At 70.8% G+C, this 15,228-nt stretch carries 17 protein-coding genes and 1 tRNA gene; 15 read left to right on the forward strand and 3 right to left on the reverse strand.

The features are described 5' to 3' along the window. From AB0G04_RS29770 to AB0G04_RS29840, 15 genes are all read left to right on the forward strand, one after another. Positions 1-504, forward strand: coding sequence for a DUF501 domain-containing protein (locus AB0G04_RS29770; protein WP_360989178.1), 504 nt, complete (start codon positions 1-3; stop codon positions 502-504). Then, positions 501-995, forward strand: coding sequence for an amino-acid N-acetyltransferase (locus tag AB0G04_RS29775; protein ID WP_360989180.1), 495 nt, complete (start codon positions 501-503; stop codon positions 993-995). The genes AB0G04_RS29770 and AB0G04_RS29775 overlap by 4 nt, the downstream gene beginning before the upstream one ends. Then, positions 992-1,903: a Ppx/GppA phosphatase family protein gene (locus AB0G04_RS29780; protein WP_360989182.1), complete on the forward strand. Its 912-nt coding sequence runs from the start codon at positions 992-994 to the stop codon at positions 1,901-1,903. Before AB0G04_RS29775 ends, AB0G04_RS29780 begins: the two co-directional genes overlap by 4 nt. A 69-nt stretch (positions 1,904-1,972) precedes the next feature. Continuing rightward, positions 1,973-2,302, forward strand: coding sequence for a PadR family transcriptional regulator (locus AB0G04_RS29785; protein WP_360989185.1), 330 nt, complete (start codon positions 1,973-1,975; stop codon positions 2,300-2,302). Further along, complete coding sequence (locus AB0G04_RS29790; RefSeq protein ID WP_360989187.1) at positions 2,299-3,297, forward strand: hypothetical protein; 999 nt, start codon at positions 2,299-2,301, stop codon at positions 3,295-3,297. The genes AB0G04_RS29785 and AB0G04_RS29790 overlap by 4 nt, the downstream gene beginning before the upstream one ends. Positions 3,298-3,407: 110 nt before the next feature. Next, positions 3,408-4,160: a uracil-DNA glycosylase gene (locus AB0G04_RS29795; protein WP_360989190.1), complete on the forward strand. Its 753-nt coding sequence runs from the start codon at positions 3,408-3,410 to the stop codon at positions 4,158-4,160. A 42-nt stretch (positions 4,161-4,202) separates the two neighbouring features. Beyond that, a complete protein-coding gene (locus tag AB0G04_RS29800; protein WP_360989193.1) occupies positions 4,203-4,904 on the forward strand; it encodes a DUF4129 domain-containing protein in 702 nt (233 codons plus the stop codon). Beyond that, a complete protein-coding gene (locus AB0G04_RS29805) occupies positions 4,901-5,479 on the forward strand; it encodes a hypothetical protein (RefSeq protein ID WP_360989196.1) in 579 nt (192 codons plus the stop codon). Before AB0G04_RS29800 ends, AB0G04_RS29805 begins: the two co-directional genes overlap by 4 nt. 27 nt (positions 5,480-5,506) lie before the next feature. After that, positions 5,507-6,496, forward strand: a complete 990-nt coding sequence (locus AB0G04_RS29810; protein ID WP_360989199.1) for a MoxR family ATPase — start codon at positions 5,507-5,509, stop codon at positions 6,494-6,496. After that, positions 6,489-7,844, forward strand: a complete 1,356-nt coding sequence (locus tag AB0G04_RS29815; protein ID WP_360989201.1) for a DUF58 domain-containing protein — start codon at positions 6,489-6,491, stop codon at positions 7,842-7,844. The genes AB0G04_RS29810 and AB0G04_RS29815 overlap by 8 nt, the downstream gene beginning before the upstream one ends. Before the next feature lie 13 nt (positions 7,845-7,857). Then, the gene (locus AB0G04_RS29820) at positions 7,858-8,412 is read left to right on the forward strand and encodes a hypothetical protein (RefSeq protein ID WP_360989204.1); all 555 of its coding nucleotides are present in this window, start codon (positions 7,858-7,860) and stop codon (positions 8,410-8,412) included. Positions 8,413-8,499: 87 nt separating this feature from the next. Continuing rightward, a complete protein-coding gene (locus tag AB0G04_RS29825; protein WP_360989207.1) occupies positions 8,500-9,858 on the forward strand; it encodes an NAD(P)/FAD-dependent oxidoreductase in 1,359 nt (452 codons plus the stop codon). 56 nt (positions 9,859-9,914) lie between these two features. Next, positions 9,915-9,999: transfer RNA gene (locus AB0G04_RS29830), tRNA-Leu, on the forward strand. A gap of 181 nt (positions 10,000-10,180) precedes the next feature. After that, positions 10,181-11,020: a Bax inhibitor-1/YccA family protein gene (locus AB0G04_RS29835; RefSeq protein ID WP_360989209.1), complete on the forward strand. Its 840-nt coding sequence runs from the start codon at positions 10,181-10,183 to the stop codon at positions 11,018-11,020. Between the two features lie 322 nt (positions 11,021-11,342). Then, positions 11,343-11,654: a hypothetical protein gene (locus AB0G04_RS29840; protein ID WP_360989212.1), complete on the forward strand. Its 312-nt coding sequence runs from the start codon at positions 11,343-11,345 to the stop codon at positions 11,652-11,654. A 298-nt stretch (positions 11,655-11,952) separates the two neighbouring features. Here AB0G04_RS29840 and AB0G04_RS29845 read toward each other — a convergent pair whose 3' ends face one another. The 3 genes from AB0G04_RS29845 to AB0G04_RS29855 form a co-directional block, all read right to left on the reverse strand. Then, positions 11,953-13,194 carry an acetyl-CoA C-acetyltransferase gene (locus AB0G04_RS29845; RefSeq protein WP_360989215.1) on the reverse strand — a complete coding sequence of 414 codons (1,242 nt, stop codon included), beginning with the start codon at positions 13,192-13,194 and terminating at the stop codon, positions 11,953-11,955. 70 nt (positions 13,195-13,264) lie between these two features. After that, a complete protein-coding gene (locus AB0G04_RS29850; RefSeq protein ID WP_360989217.1) occupies positions 13,265-14,053 on the reverse strand; it encodes an SGNH/GDSL hydrolase family protein in 789 nt (262 codons plus the stop codon). Positions 14,054-14,069: 16 nt separating this feature from the next. Further along, positions 14,070-15,092 carry an SGNH/GDSL hydrolase family protein gene (locus AB0G04_RS29855; RefSeq protein ID WP_360989219.1) on the reverse strand — a complete coding sequence of 341 codons (1,023 nt, stop codon included), beginning with the start codon at positions 15,090-15,092 and terminating at the stop codon, positions 14,070-14,072. Positions 15,093-15,228: the final 136 nt, after the last annotated feature.

Below are 15,228 nucleotides of genomic sequence, written 5' to 3' on the forward strand. Positions count from 1 at the left end.
ATGGAAGAACCCACACCCGCCGACCTCGACATCGTGGCGGCCCAGCTCGGCCGCCGTCCCCGCGGTACCCGGGGGATCGCGCACCGCTGCCCCTGCGGCAATCCCGACGTGGTGGAGACCTCCCCGCGCCTGGACGACGGCACGCCGTTCCCGACCCTGTTCTACCTGACGTGCCCGCACGCCACGGCCGCGTGCAGCCGGCTCGAGTCGGCGGGTGTGATGCGCGACATGCAGGAGCGTCTCAGCACCGATCCCGAGCTGGCGAAGAAGTATGCCGCCGCGCACCAGGACTATCTGGACCGTCGCACCGCGATCGAGGACGTGCCGGAGATCACGCACGTGTCCGCCGGTGGCATGCCGGACCGGGTGAAGTGCCTGCACGTCCATCTCGGGCACGCGCTGGCCGCCGGCCGGGGCATCAATCCGTTCGGTGACGAGGTACGCGACGCGATCGAGCCGTACTGGGCGGGCGGCCCCTGCGTCCGGATCGCGGCCGACGAGTGAGGATCCGTCGCGCGAGGACCGGGGACATCCGGGCGATCCGCTCCCTGGTGGACACGTACACCACCGACCGCAGGCTGCTCAGCAAGGCCACCGTCACGCTGTACGAGCAGGTGCAGGAGTTCTGGGTGGCGGAGTCGGAGGACGGCCGGGTGGCGGGCTGCGGCGCGCTGCACGTCATGTGGGAGGACCTTGCGGAGATCCGTACGGTCGCCGTCGACCCCGGCCTGCGCGGACAGAAGATCGGCCACCGGATCGTCTCAGCGCTCCTGGATCAGGCCCGTGAGCTGGGCGTTCGCCGGGTCTTCTGCCTCACCTTCGAGACCCGTTTCTTCGGGTCGTTCGGGTTCACCGAGATCGACGGGGCGGCCGTGCCGCACGGCGTCTACGAGCAGCTGCTGCGGTCGTACGACGAGGGTGTCGCCGAATTCCTGGACCTCGAACGGGTCAAGCCGAACACGCTGGGGAACACGAGAATGCTGCTGCACCTATGAGTACCCGGGTCGCCGCCATCGACTGCGGCACCAACGCCGTCCGGCTGCTGATCGCCGACGTGGCGGGGGACAAGCTGTCCGACGTGTCGCGGCGGATGGAGATCGTCCGGCTGGGTGAGGGTGTCGACCGGACCGGGATGCTCGCTCCCGCCGCGATCGAGCGGACCCGTAAGGCGCTGCTCGGCTATGCCGCCGAGATCGCCGAGCTGGGTGTCACCCGGGTGCGGATGTGCGCCACCTCGGCCAGCCGGGACGCCTCCAACGCCCAGGACTTCCGCGACATGGTCCGCGGTGTGCTGGGAGTCGACCCCGAGGTGATCACCGGGGCGCAGGAGGCGCAGCTCTCCTTCGACGGGGCGGTCCGCGGTCTCGACGCGCCGGAGCCCTATCTGGTCTACGACCTGGGTGGCGGCTCCACCGAGTTCGTCACCGGCACGGACACGGTCGAGCACGCCATCTCGATGGACATCGGCTGCGTCCGGATGACCGAGCGGCACCTGCACAGCGATCCGCCGGCGGCGGCGGAACTGGCGGCGGCGGAGGCGGACATCGTCGAGGCCGTCGACACGGCATTGGCGGCCGTCTCCGGGCGTTCGGCGCGGACGCTCGTCGGCCTGGCGGGAACGGTCACCACGGTCGCCGCTATCGCTCACCACCTCGAGGCGTACGACTCCGCGCGTATCCACCACAGCCGGGTCGACACCCCGACCGTCGCCCGGGTGACCGGCGAACTGCTGGCGATGACGGTCGCCGAGCGGCTGGCCCTGCCGGTGATGCATCCGGGGCGGGCCGATGTGATCGGTGCCGGTGCCCTCATCATGAAGATCATCAGCGAGCGCTCCGGCCACGACTTCGTGATCGCCTCGGAGCACGACATCCTCGACGGTATCGCGTTCGGCCTGGCCTGACCCGGTAACGCATCCCAGTGGGTACCACGCCGTTGACGGTACTTCGGATTGCGCAGTAGTGTGCTCAACGTGGATCCGACACAGCTTCTCAAGGGCGTGCTCGACCTGGCGGTCCTGGCCGTGCTCCGTGACGAGGACGGATACGGCTACGACATCCTGCGCCGCCTGCGTTCGGCCGGCCTGGAGGACGTCGGTGACGCCTCGGTCTACGGCACGTTGCGCCGCCTCTTCAACGGCGGCCTGCTGAACAGCTACGTGGTGCCCAGTGACGAGGGCCCGCACCGGAAGTACTACGCACTCAACGAGGCCGGTCGCGCCGAACTGCAGCGATCCGGCAAGGTGTGGCACGGGTTCGCATCGATCATGGAAGATCTGCTTCGCGAGCGGGGGAAGGCGTGAACCTCACGGCACAGGACGAGATCGCCGTCTACGTCGAGGGCGTCCGGCAGGCGCTCGGCGGGCTTCCGGACACGGTCCGGGACGAGCTTCTCGAAGACCTGCCCGAGCATCTTGCCGAGGTCCTCGCCGAGGGCGGCGGCTCGCTTCATGAGCGCCTCGGCCCACCGGACGCCTATGCGGCCGAGCTCAGCGCCAGCGCCGGATTCGTTCTCGGCCAGCCCGCCGAGGTGCCGGGTGAGCAGTCGCGCATCGCAGCGACCGCAGCGCGGCACCGGGCCCGGATCAACCGGGTGCTGCAGCGCGCCGACGAGCGGGCCGGGCCGGCCCTGGGCTATTCACGGGCGAGCGAGTTCCTGACCCTGCTGCGGCCCGCCTGGTGGGTGCTGCGGGGCTATCTGGCGGCGATGGCGGTGGCCTTCATGCTGCACGACCACGACACTCCGCTGGGCCTGCTGCCGCGGGCCGGCGGCGACGACTTCACCGCCATGTTCCTGCTCACTCTCGGGATTCTGGGCTCGATCTGGCTGGGACGCCAGGGCCGGCCGGCCGCGCGCTGGCCGCGGCGGCTGCTCCGGTTCGGCACCGCGTTCCTGGTGATCTTCGCGGTGGCGGGTTTCTTCGAGGTCGACTCGGCCGCCCAGCGGGACCGCTACTACGACCAGGTGAGCTACGTCGACCCCGGCAGTCCGTATTCCGACGTCCGCGACGTCTTCGTCTACGACGGTCAGGGCAAGCTCCTCGTCGGCGTGCAGCTCTACGACCAGAGTGGGCAGCCGATCCGGCTCGGGGACCCGAACTGCTGGGACGCCGAGGGCAACCCGGTGCCGATCGCCAACCCGGGCTATCCGTACTGCCCCGTCCTGGCGCCGTTCCAGTCGGCAGAACCGGCCGCCGCCCCGTCGGGCGAGCCGTCCACAGGTTCGTCCACAGGCCCGGCGGGCGACGGCGACAAGCAGCAGCCGGCTCCGGCCACTGCGCCGACCCCGGGCGGCTGACCACGGTCCGTCGTCGTGGGGTGCTTACGGGCTCCGCGACGACGTCCTGGTCGGAGCACTTCCGCCGGGCTCGCCGAGCGGCCGGAACGCGAGGGTGATGTGCTGGACCCGTGCAACCGTCCGACAGCTCACCGCGTACCCCCGAGGAAGTTGTCGCTCAGGCGGCCGGGACGGCCTCGCTGAGCGTGCTCGATGCCCGGATCGCGGATTGTTTCGCCTGCCCGCGTCTGGTCGAGTGGCGCACCGGCATCGCCCGCGTGAAACGCGCGTCGTTCCGGGACCAGGAGTACTGGGGCCGTCCGGTACCCGGCATGGGGCCGCCGGACGCCTCGATCGCGATTCTCGGCCTGGCGCCGGCCGCGCACGGCGGCAACCGCACCGGGCGGATCTTCACCGGCGACCGCTCCGGTGATGTGCTCTTCGCGGCCCTGCACCGGGCCGGCCTGGCGAACCAGCCGACCAGCGTCTCGGCCGACGACGGTCTGGCCCTGTGGCACACCCGGATCTTCGCGGCGGTGCGCTGCGCCCCGCCGGACAACAAACCACTGCCCGAGGAGCGCGACACCTGCGCACCCTGGTTCCGCCGCGAACTCGAACTGGTCCGGCCCACCCTGCGGGTGGTGGTCGCGCTCGGTGCGTTCGCGTGGGCCGCGTGGTGGCCCGCGATGGCCGCTGCCTACCGTGTCCGGCCACCGGTGCCGCGCCCGAAATTCGGGCACGGTGCCCAGGTCAGCGTGCCCGGAGCGCCCGTTCTGCTCGGCTGTTTCCACGTCAGCCAGCAGAACACCTTCACCGGGCGGCTGACCCCGGCGATGCTCGACGAGGTGTTCAGCCGTGCGAAGGATCTGGCGGGCCTGGCATGATGCGAGCGCCGACAATCCCCGAGTCACGGATCTGAGCCCGCAATGGACTTCGCAGCACTGCGCCGATGGTGGCCCCTCGCCGCCGTCCTCGGACTGCTCTTCGTGATCTCGCTGGCCGCCACCCGGTCCGCGCCCCAGCTGGACCAGATCGAGCCGGATGCGACCCCCACCACCCGCCCGCCCCTGCTGCCGCCCGAGCCGTCCGTGAACCCCTCCCTCGAGAACACGGTCCCGGAGGCGGCGCAGGGCCTGCCCGAGTGGGTCGGCACCGCCACGCTTGTGGTCCTCATTGTCGGTGCCTTGCTGATGGTGGGCGGCCTGACCTGGGCGCTGATGCGCGACTACCTGCGCCGCCGTCCGGCCCGCACCGGCCGGCATCAGCCCCGCCGGGCCGCGCAGACCGCCGACGACCTGGTCGCGGCGCTCGACGCGGGTCTGGAGGAACTGTCCGACACCGACCGTGACCCGCGCCGGGCGGTCATCGCCTGCTGGGTGCGGCTGGAGGACGCGGCCGCCGCGGCCGGAACCCCTCGGCACCCGGGCGACAGCCCCACCGACTACGTCGGACGGCTGCTCGCCGAACAGCGGGTCGACGCGGCTGTGCTAGCGGCCCTGCTCGCGGTCTACCGTGAGGCGCGATACGCGACCCACACCGTCGACGACCAGATGCGCCAGCAGGCCCGGTCCGCCCTGGAACGGCTGCGCGCCGACCTGGGCGCCGCCCGGAGCGGGGCACCGGCATGAGCGACGGCGGACTCGACGACCTCTTCGACATCGCCGAGGGCCAGCCACGGACCGAGGAGCCGGAGTCCGTCGCCAAGCGACGCTCCATCGCCTTCACGCTGGCCGCCAACGCCCTGGTCATCGGCCTGGTCACCGTAGTCGTCACGGCTGGGCTGCGCGCGCTGGACACCAGCATCTCGCTGCTCCTGCTGGTCTCCCTGCTGATCGGTCTGCGGCTGGTCATCCACGCCGTGACGGTGGTGGCCCCGCCGCCCGCTCCGCGGCTGCGTTCGCGGATCGGATCGGGTACCCCGCCGACCGCCGACGCGCTCCGGGCCGCCGTGCGCCGCTGGGAACAGAACCTGGACCGGGCGCACTCGGATCCCGATCTGTATGCGCGTAACGTTCTGCCGGTGCTCGCGGAACTGACCGACGAACGGTTGCGCCTGCGGCACGGCATCACCCGGGCCAGTGACCCGCGCCGGGCCCGGGAACTCCTCGGCGACGACCTGTGGTCGGCGCTGTCCGGCCCGGGCCGGCGCGCGCTCAAGGCCCGCGACGTCGAGACTTATCTAGATGCCATGGAACGACTGTGAGAGAACGACTGTGAGAAAGGTGCGCCGGTGACGCAGGCTCTTCCCCCGTACGAGGTCGGGCGGCTGGCCGGGGCGGTCCTCGACTCGGTCGGCTCCGTTGTGGTGGGCAAGCGGGACTCGCTGGAACTGGTGCTGGCCGGCATCCTGGCCGGCGGCCACGTGCTGCTGGAGGACATGCCGGGCCTGGGCAAGACTCTGACCGCCCGGTGCTTCGCGCAGGCGCTCGGACTCGACTTCCGGCGGCTCCAGTTCACCCCCGACCTGCTGCCCGCCGACGTGACCGGATCCTTCCTCTACGACCAGCGCAAGGGCGACTTCGCCTTCCGGGCCGGCCCGGTGTTCACCAACATGCTGCTGGCCGACGAGATCAACCGGACGCCGCCGAAGACCCAGGCCGCCCTGCTCGAGGCGATGCAGGAGAAGCAGGTCTCGGTGGAGGGCGTCACGTACCGGCTGGACCCTCCGTTCCACGTGATCGCGACAGCCAACCCGATCGAGTACGAGGGAACGTACCCGCTGCCCGAGGCGCAGCTGGACCGTTTCATGCTGCGGGTGTCGTTCGGGTACCCGACGGCCGAGGAGGAGTGGTCGGTCCTGCAGCGCCGGATGTCGCGGCGCCAGGAGGAGTCCAGCCTGACCCCGGTGGTGGACGGCCGCACGCTCCAGCTGATGCAGGCCGCGCTGGAGACGGTCGCGGTCGAGGACTCGATCGGCCGCTACATCGTGGCGCTCGCGTCGGCGACCCGGGAGCACGGTGCGGTGCTGGTCGGCTCCTCGCCCCGTGGCTCGCTCGCGTTGCTCCTGCTGGCTCGGGCCCGCGCCGCGATGGCCGGCCGGGACTACGTGGTGCCCGAGGACGTGAAGGACGTGGCGATTCCCGCCCTGGCCCACCGGATAACGCTACGGCCGGAGATGTGGCTGCGCCAGGTGAATCCGTCCTTCGTGGTCCAGGAGGTGCTCACCGCGGTGCCCGCCCCGGCCAGTGGGGCGCTTCCGACGTACGCCCGGCATGACTGACCTGCTGCGCCTCCGCCCGGCCGTGCCCGCTGCGGGCACGGCCGACCCGCAGTCCGGTCCGATCTGGGCGCCCACCCGGGCGCTCGGCCGGTCGGTGCTGCTCACCGGCCTGCTCCTGCTGCTCGGCGTGGCGCTGGGCCGGGTCGATCTGGTGCTGCTCGCGGCGCCGTTCGCGATCGGCGCCGCGATCAACCTGCGCCGCATCCCGTCGGCCGCCCCCGAGATCACCATCAGCGCCGACGAGTCACACCTGGTCGAGGGCGGCGAGGTGGCGGCCGGTCTGACCGTCGCCAATCCGGACGCGCTCGACTACGACCTGGTGGTGGTCCGTACCCGGACCTCGTCCTGGTTGCGCCTCGAGCACTCGGATCGGCCGTTCGCGCTGACCGTGGGGGCCGACGGCTGGGCCACGATCGACCTGCCCGGTGAAGCACTGCGCTGGGGCCGGCAGGACGTCGGCCCGGCCGCGGCCCGCGCCGCGGCGTGCGGTGGCCTGCTGGCCTGCCGCCCGATCGTCACTCCGGCACAGGGCGTCCGGGTGTACCCGATCACCGAGCCGTTCAAGGCGGTCGAGGTGATGCCGGCCGCGGCCGGACTGGTCGGCGCGCATCGCTCGCGGCGTCCCGGTGAGGGCGGGGAGCTGGCCGGGGTCCGGCAGTTCGCGCCCGGTGACCGGCTGCGCCGGATCGACTGGCGGGTCTCGCTGCGGACCCGTGACCTGCACGTCGCCTCCACCCTGTCGGACCGGGACGCCGAGGTGCTGCTCCTGCTCGACGTACTGGGCGAGATCGGCCTCTCCGGCGGTGTCCGCGGTGGCTCGTCGGTGCTGGACACCACGGTCCGCTCGGCGGCCGCGATCGCCGAGCACTATCTGCACCGGGGCGACCGGGTCTCACTGCTGGAGTACGGCGCGAGCGGCCGGCGGCTGCGTCCCGCGTCCGGTCGCCGGCAGTACCTGACCGTCCTCGAGTGGCTGCTCGACGTCCGTCCGGACCCGGCCGCCACCGAGCAGTACGAGCATGTCCTCGGCGCGCACCAGGTCTCCTCGTCGGCGCTGGTGGTGGTGCTCACCCCGCTGGTCGACCCACGGGCCGCGGACATGCTGGCCCAGCTCACCCAGTCCGGCCGCTACGTGGTCGCGGTCGACACGCTTCCGGCGGAGGCCGCCCCACCGGTGAAGAACCAGTGGACCCCGCTGGCCACCCGGTTGTGGCGGATCGAGCGGGAGAACGTCCTGGGCCGGTTGCGCGAGCACGGTGTGCCGGTGGTGGCGTGGGCCGGGGCGGGCAGCCTCGACCTGGTGCTGCGCGACGTGGCCCGGCTGGCCTCGGTTCCGAGAGGGCGCTGACATGCTGACCGGAATGAGCACACGCGCCGAGCGGTGGCGGAAGGCGGCCGGGCGGGCCACCGCGGTGCCGTTCACCGTCCGCTGCGGCGTCCTTTTCACCGGCCTGCTCGCGGTCGGCGTGGCGTGGCCGGCCGAGCTGCTGTCCAGCCCGCGGATCATGGCGGTGGTGCTGGGCCTGGTGATCTGGCCGGCGCTGGCTCCGCGGGGCCGGGGCGGCACGGCCGCGGCGCTCGCCGCGATCGCCGGTTGGTTGATCGACACCGCCGGGTACGGCTCGCCGGTCGAGCTTTGGCGGGTGCTGGCCCTTGCCGGACTGCTTTATCTGGCGCACACCCTGACGGCGCTGGCGGCTGTGCTGCCGTACGACGCGATGGTCAACTTCGAGGTCCCGGCGCTCTGGCTGGGCCGCGCCATGCTGGTCGTACTGATCTCGGCGGTCGTCATCGTCCTGGCGCTCGGCCTGACCGCTGACCTGGGCGGCGATGCCTTCCAGCTGGCCACTCTCGTCGGTCTCGTGGCAGCGACGGCTGTGACAATGGTCCTATCACGTATGGCCCGACGCGAGTGAATTCCGAGTGTTTCGTCACTTGACTTCAGCCGTTGTGATCGTCACAGAACGGCGCATGGGATGCCTTCCGCGCGCGACAATAGGGCTGTGAATCCGCCGCGCATAGTCGTCGTAGGAGCAGGTCACGTCGGGCTTTACGCCGCCCTCCGCCTGTCCAAGAAGCTGAACCGCAACCGGGCCGAGATCGTCGTGATCGACCCTGTTCCTCACATGACTTACCAGCCGTTCCTGCCTGAGGCAGCGGCCGGTAACATTTCGCCGCGACACGCCGTGGTGCCGCTGCGTCGGGAGCTGAAGAAGTGCCGCATCGTCTCCGGTGAGGTGACCCGGGTCGAGCACGCGCGCAAGACCGTGACCGTCCAGCCGATCGACGGCCCCGCCTACGAGATGGAGTACGACCACATCATCGTGGCGCCCGGCTCGGTCTCGCGGACGCTGCCCATCCCCGGTCTCAAGGAGCGGGGTATCGGCCTCAAGACCATCGGTGAGGCCATCTACCTGCGTAACCACATCCTCGACCGCCTGGACGTCGCCGCCGCGACGCCCGACGAGGAGGTGCGCAAGGCGTCCCTGAACTTCGTGTTCGTCGGTGGTGGCTTCGCCGGCATCGAGGCGCTCGCCGAGATGCAGGACGTCGTCGCGGACGCTCTGAAGTACTACCCGGAGCTGGACCCGAAGGAGGTCCACTTCATTCTGGTCGAGGCCAGCAACCGGATCCTGCCGGAGGTCGGCCCCGAGATGGGCGCCTACACCGCCCGCCAGCTCGCCGGCCGTGGTGTCGACCTGCGGCTGAGCACCTTCCTGCAGTCCTGCGTCGACGGCCGGATCGTGCTCTCCGACGGTGACACGTTCCGCGCCGAGACGCTGGTCTGGACGGCCGGCGTCAAGCCGTCGCCGATGCTGGACAGCACCGATCTTCCCCGGGGTCCGAAGGGCCACGTCAACTGCCTGCCGACCCTTCAGGTAGCGGACAGCGAGACCGGTGAGGTGTGGGACGGTGCCTGGTCCGCGGGCGACTGCGCCCAGGTCCCCGACCTGACGAACCCCGGTGGCTGGTGCTCGCCGAGCGCCCAGCACGCGGTCCGCCAGGCCAAGGTGCTAGCCGACAACATCGCCCAGGTGATCCTCGGCGGCGCGCCGAAGGAGTACCGGCACAAGCACGTCGGTGGCGTCGCGGGTCTCGGCCTCAACAAGGGCGTCGCGCACGTTTACGGTGTCAAGGTCAAGGGTTACCCGGCGTGGATCATGCACCGGACATATCACGTGAGCAGGATCCCGTCGTTCAACCGCAAGGTCCGGGTCCTCGCCGACTGGACGCTTGCGCTGTTCCTGAAGCGCGAGACTGTTGCGCTCGGTCAGTTGCATCGTCCGCGTGAGGAGTTCACCGAGGTGACCCCTGCCGTGGAGCTGCCCCCGGAGAAGAAGGTGGCCGCCGGGTCCCGCTGATCCGGGCAATGCCGTTTCCACTGCCCGGTCGGCACCGGTTACGGTGTTCGCAGGCCGCCCGGGTGGTGGAATGGCAGACACGGCCGCCTTAAAAGCGGCTGCCCAAAAGGCGTGCGGGTTCGAGACCCGCCCCGGGCACCAGCGCCGAACGGTCGCGGCAGCTCCGCCGCGACCGTGATCACATTCACACATGCTCTGAGCTGCACCGGAAGGTCTCATTTTCAGGCTGCTCACAGCTTGGTGGTACGGCGCCGACGGCAGGTACGGCTTACCCTTGAGCACAGGCGGCATAGCGTCGCCACTCCAAGGGAGGCTGGAAACAGTGAAGACATCTAACCCGGTGCTCTCGCGCCTCGGCCAGGCGGCCGAGCGGGAGCGAGCGGCCGGGTACGGGCCATACGGGCCGGCCGCGCAGCCGGGTTACGGTCAGCCCGCCTATGGCGATCCCTACCCCACAGCGACGGGCTACCCCTCCGCTCCTCCGGCCGTGGCGCCGATGACGGTCGACGACGTCGTCGTCAAGACTGTCACGCTGCTCGGCATCACGGGTGCCTCCGCCGCGGCCGCGTGGATGCTCATCCCGAACGCGCTGGTCGGCCCGGCCTGGATCGGTGCGGCACTCACCGGCCTGGTCCTCGGCCTGGTCATCTCGTTCATGCGGGTGGCCAACCCGGCTCTCGTGATCGCGTACGCCCTCATCGAGGGCGTGTTCGTCGGCATGGTCAGCAAGTTCTTCCAGGACATCATGGGCTACCAGGGCATCGTCCTGCAGGCCGTGATCGCCACGTTCGGCGTCTTCTTCGTGATGGCGGGCCTCTACCGGGCACGCGTCATCCGGGCGACGCCGAAGTTCGTCCGCGGAATGATCGCCATCATGGCCGGTCTTTTCGCGGTCATGCTGATCAACTTCGTGCTGGCGATGTTCAACGTCGAGACCGGCCTGCGGTCCAACGGCGCTCTGGGCATCGGCTTCAGCCTGATCTGCATCGTGGTCGCCTCGTTGAGCTTCATCCTGAACTTCAACGAGATCGAGGAGGGCGTGCGGATGGGTCTGCCGCGCCGTTACTCCTGGACCGCGGCGTTCGGCATCCTGGTCGGCCTTGTCTGGCTCTACATCGAAATCCTCCGCCTGCTGAGCTTCTTCCAAGGCGGCGACGACTGACGGTTCGTCCGTCGTCACCGGCAACGCCCGGCCCGTCTCCCCACGGACCGGGCGTTGTCCCCGAACCGAAGCGAACCCGCCCGGCGCCTCACGCGCCGGGCGGGTTCGCCATTTCCAGGCGGCGCCGCCGTTTCCGGCCGGGTTCGTCGTTTCGAGGCGGCGCCGTTGTTTTCCGGCCGGGTTCGTCGTTTCCCGGGCGGTTTGCTGTCTGCCTCGGGCCGGTCCGCCTCCGGCCGGGTGGTCAGCTCCCGCATGCCGCTTTGCAAGAGCGCCGCCGTTTCCCGGCCGGGTCTGCCGTTTCCCGAGCGGGTATCGTCGCCGGGTGCCCGACTTCGCCGCCTCCATCGAGCGTCTGCTGACCCAGATCCATCACTGGGACGAGCGCCGGTGGCGTGCTTCCGCGCCGGCCGCGCCGGTGACCCGTTCGCAGCAGGTGCGCGACCTCGTGCAGCACCTCGCCGACCTGGGCGCCGAGGCCGAGAAGCGTCCGGCGCGCCCGGTACCGCACATCCACGACCTGGTGCTTCGCGACCAGCTCCGGGTCCTCGCCGACGACCTCCTGGCCGCCGCACCCTCGGCCGACCTCCTGGACCGCGCCACCACCGCGGTTGACGAGGTCCGCAGGAAAATCTGAATCCCTTTACGGTACGGAAGGAACAGTCCAGCCGAACCACCCCGTTCCGGACTACCGCGCGCCGCAGGTGGCCGCACCGGCCCCGACGCGGCCGCCGGGCTCATGCGGCAGTCACTCGCACGTCCTGAGCGAACTGAACTCCTGGCGCGAATCGAGCCGTGGCTCACCACGCTGCAAGTTGGCGCCCGGCCTACGTGGTGCGAAGCGGTGTGGACAGGACCGTAGGTCACCGCGCTGCGGAAATGGTGCGGGCCCGGCACGTGGTGCGACGTGCCGGGCCCGTGCCGGTGGGGAGAGATCAGCTGAGGCGTTCGATGATCAGGGCCATGCCCTGACCGCCGCCGACGCACATGGTCTCCAGGCCGATCGACTTGTCGTGCCAGTCGAGCGAGTTGAGCAGGGTGCCGGTGATCCGGGCGCCGGTCATGCCGAACGGGTGGCCGACCGCGATGGCGCCGCCGTTCACGTTCAGCTTCTCCAGCGGGATGCCCAGGTCCTTGTACGAGGGGATCACCTGGGCGGCGAACGCCTCGTTGATCTCGACCAGGTCGACGTCGCCGATGCTCATGCCGGCCCGCTTGAGGGCCTGCTTCGACGCCTCGACCGGGCCGAGGCCCATGATCTCCGGCGACAGGGCGGTGACACCGGTGGAGATGATCCGGGCGAGCGGCGTGATGCCCAGCTCCCGGGCCTTGGTGTCACTCATGATGACCAGGGCGGCGGCGCCGTCGTTGAGCGGGCAGCAGTTGCCGGCGGTGACCCGGCCGTCCTCCCGGAAGACCGGCTTGAGCTGGGAGACCGCGTCGAGGGTGACGCCGGGACGGGGGCCGTCGTCCTTCGACACGACCGTGCCGTCGGGCAGGGTGACCGGCGTGATCTCGCGATCCCAGAAGCCGTTGGCGATGGCCTTCTCGGCGAGGTTCTGGCTGCGTACGCCGAACTCGTCCATCTCTTCGCGGGTGACGTTCTTGATCTGGGCGAGGTTCTCGGCGGTGTAGCCCATCCCGATGTAGATGTCCGGGAGCAGACCGTCCTCGCGCGGGTCGTGCCAGGTGGTGCCGTTCTTCGCGGAGGCGATGGTGCGGGCCTCGGCCTCGGCGAAGGCCGGGTTGTGCCAGGGGCCGACCAGTTCCTGTGCGGCGCTGGGCAGGCCGTCGGAGCTGCCGCGCGCGAATCGGGAGACGGTCTCGACACCGGCCGAGACGAAGATGTCGCCCTCACCGGCCTTGATGGCGTGGAAGGCCATCCGGGTGGTCTGCAGCGAGGACGAGCAGTACCGCGTGACGGTGGCGCCGGGCAGGCCGTCCAGGGCGAGCTTGGTGGCGACCACGCGGGCCATGTTGAAGCCCTGTTCGCCGCCGGGCAGACCGCAGCCGAGGTAGAGGTCCTCGATGAGGGTGCGGTCGAGTTGCGGCACCTTGTTCAGGGCGGCGTCGACGATCGTGGTGGCTAGGTCGTCGGGGCGCAGATCCTTCAGCGAGCCCTTGTGGGCGCGGCCGATCGGGGAGCGGGCAGTGGCGACGATGACAGCTTCCGGCATGCGCCCAGTTTACTCATCAGTAACATGGTCGGAAGCGCGAATTTGTCACACGCCGTGAAAATACCCAACGTCAGACGCCGGACATCGCGGCTTTCGCGACCGCCGGATAGAGGGCGTGAGCCCAGACCCGGTAACCGTCGGCGGACGGGTGGAAGCCGTCGTAGCAGAGGGTGCCCGCGTCGGCGCGGAACACCGCGCCCGTCTCGGCGGCCAGGTCGACCACCACGCCGCCGGCGTCGGTCACCGCCTTGGCCTGGGCTTTTGCCAGCCGCCGGCCGATCAGCCCGGCGATCTGCCGCAGCGGGGGTGCCAGCGAACGGGCGGCACCGAGGTCGGGACAGGTCCCGACGACCACCTGGACACCGGCCGAACGCAACCGGCGGACGGCCTGTCCCAGGTGCCCGGCCGAGTCGTCCGCACCGCGCCCGGAAGCCGCGTCGTACGAGCCGATCAGGATCACCGCCACGTCCGGACGGTCGCCGAGCAGCGCGCGGGCCACCTGCGTGGCGAGGTCGGTGGATCGCGAACCGGCCACCCCGACGCTGGACAGCAGCACGTGCCGCTGCCCGCTTCCGGGAGAGCCGTCGGCGAGCAGCCGCGCCAGCTGACCACCGACGGTGTCGGACAGCCACTCCACGCCCACCCCGACCGCGGCCGAGTCGCCGAGCAGTACCAGTCGCAGCTGCGGCGCGCTCTGCGGGCCCATCGACGTACGCAGTGCCAGGCCCATGGTGGGTTTGGCGTAACGCCTCGCTTTCGCGGCAAGCATCTCGCCGGCGATCAGCGCGACTCCGCCCACCGCCCCGGCCAGCAGGCTCGTGGCCGCGGCCCTGGTCAGTCCTTCCGGCAGCCCGGCCATGTCCCGCCTCCCTGCATCAGCCGACCTGATGATCCTCTGGCGTATACCCTACGGCCCCACCTCCGGGGTCACCGCTGGGAACGGGGGCCGCGGTCGCTGGCCGTGCACTGAACCAGCGGTAACGCCGCATCCGAGCCCACCGGCCCGCCGGTGCCACTTCGGTGCCCGGTGCGCGGACCGCCTCGTCGGCCGCCTCGGTCAGTTCACGGACGTCCTCGGCGACCGGCAGCGCTGCACGGTCGTCGGTGCCGAGCACGGCCATCACCGTCGGCATCATCACGGCCGCTGCCCTGGCGTACCCCTCGGCGGAGGGGTGGAAACGATCCTCGCTGTACATCCGTGCCGGGTGGGCCTCGAACATCGGGCCGAGCAGGTTGCCGATGGAGACCGTGCGCCCGCCCGCCTCGACCACCGCGACGGTCTGGGCGGCGGCCAGCTGACGGCTCCACCGCCGGGCCAGCCAGCGCAGCGGCGGCTTGATCGGCTGGATGGCGCCGAGGTCGGGACAGGTGCCGACGACCACGCGGCAGCCGGCGGCGCGCAGCCGGCGCACCGCGTCACCCAGGTGACGGACGGCCGCGTCGCGCGCCGAGACGTGCGTGACGTCGTTGCCGCCGATCAGGATGATCGCCAGGTCCGGTTGGTACTCGAGCGCGGCGTCCACCTGGTACGGCAGCCAGGCCGAGACGCTGCCGACCACGGCCAGCCGGTGCAGGCGGACCGGGCGGCGCAGGCGGCGCGAGATGCCGGTGGCGAACAGGGCGCCGGGGGTCTCGCGAGGGCGGTGCACGCCGTACCCGGCGGCCGTCGAGTCACCCAGGATCACCAGGTTGAGCGGCCTGCCGCCGAATTTCGCGCCGTAGACACCGTCGCCGCGCGGCGGTGGCGCCTCGGCCATCGGGATCACCCGGCGCGCCTCGGAGGCCTGATGCCACAACAGCCCGGCCGAGACGGCGGTCACCCCCGCGGCTGCTGTGGTGACCCGGCCGGCGGTTTTGATCCACCGCCACCGGGCATCGGTCACATCGATGCTGCTCATAGTCTCCCTCGCTGTCGCTCGAAGGGAACCAGCCGGCTGACCATGATCGGCGGGTGCGGTCGGAATTCGAGGCTAACTCGCGATGGCGAGAGGCAATCATGGCGCACCCAAGTCATGCTTGAGTGGCGGAGAGGGG

Source organism: Actinoplanes sp. NPDC023801 (assembly GCF_040639655.1).
Lineage (GTDB): Bacteria > Actinomycetota > Actinomycetes > Mycobacteriales > Micromonosporaceae > Actinoplanes.

Coding starts and splice junctions, on each gene's coding strand:
- AB0G04_RS29770 (WP_360989178.1), top strand. CDS start 1: ATGGAAGAACCCACACCCGCCGACCTCGACATCGTGGCGGCCCAGCTC.
- AB0G04_RS29780 (WP_360989182.1), top strand. CDS start 992: ATGAGTACCCGGGTCGCCGCCATCGACTGCGGCACCAACGCCGTCCGG.
- AB0G04_RS29800 (WP_360989193.1), top strand. CDS start 4,203: ATGGACTTCGCAGCACTGCGCCGATGGTGGCCCCTCGCCGCCGTCCTC.
- AB0G04_RS29805 (WP_360989196.1), top strand. CDS start 4,901: ATGAGCGACGGCGGACTCGACGACCTCTTCGACATCGCCGAGGGCCAG.
- AB0G04_RS29815 (WP_360989201.1), top strand. CDS start 6,489: ATGACTGACCTGCTGCGCCTCCGCCCGGCCGTGCCCGCTGCGGGCACG.
- AB0G04_RS29820 (WP_360989204.1), top strand. CDS start 7,858: ATGAGCACACGCGCCGAGCGGTGGCGGAAGGCGGCCGGGCGGGCCACC.
- AB0G04_RS29845 (WP_360989215.1), bottom strand. CDS start 13,194: ATGCCGGAAGCTGTCATCGTCGCCACTGCCCGCTCCCCGATCGGCCGC.
- AB0G04_RS29850 (WP_360989217.1), bottom strand. CDS start 14,053: ATGGCCGGGCTGCCGGAAGGACTGACCAGGGCCGCGGCCACGAGCCTG.
- AB0G04_RS29855 (WP_360989219.1), bottom strand. CDS start 15,092: ATGAGCAGCATCGATGTGACCGATGCCCGGTGGCGGTGGATCAAAACC.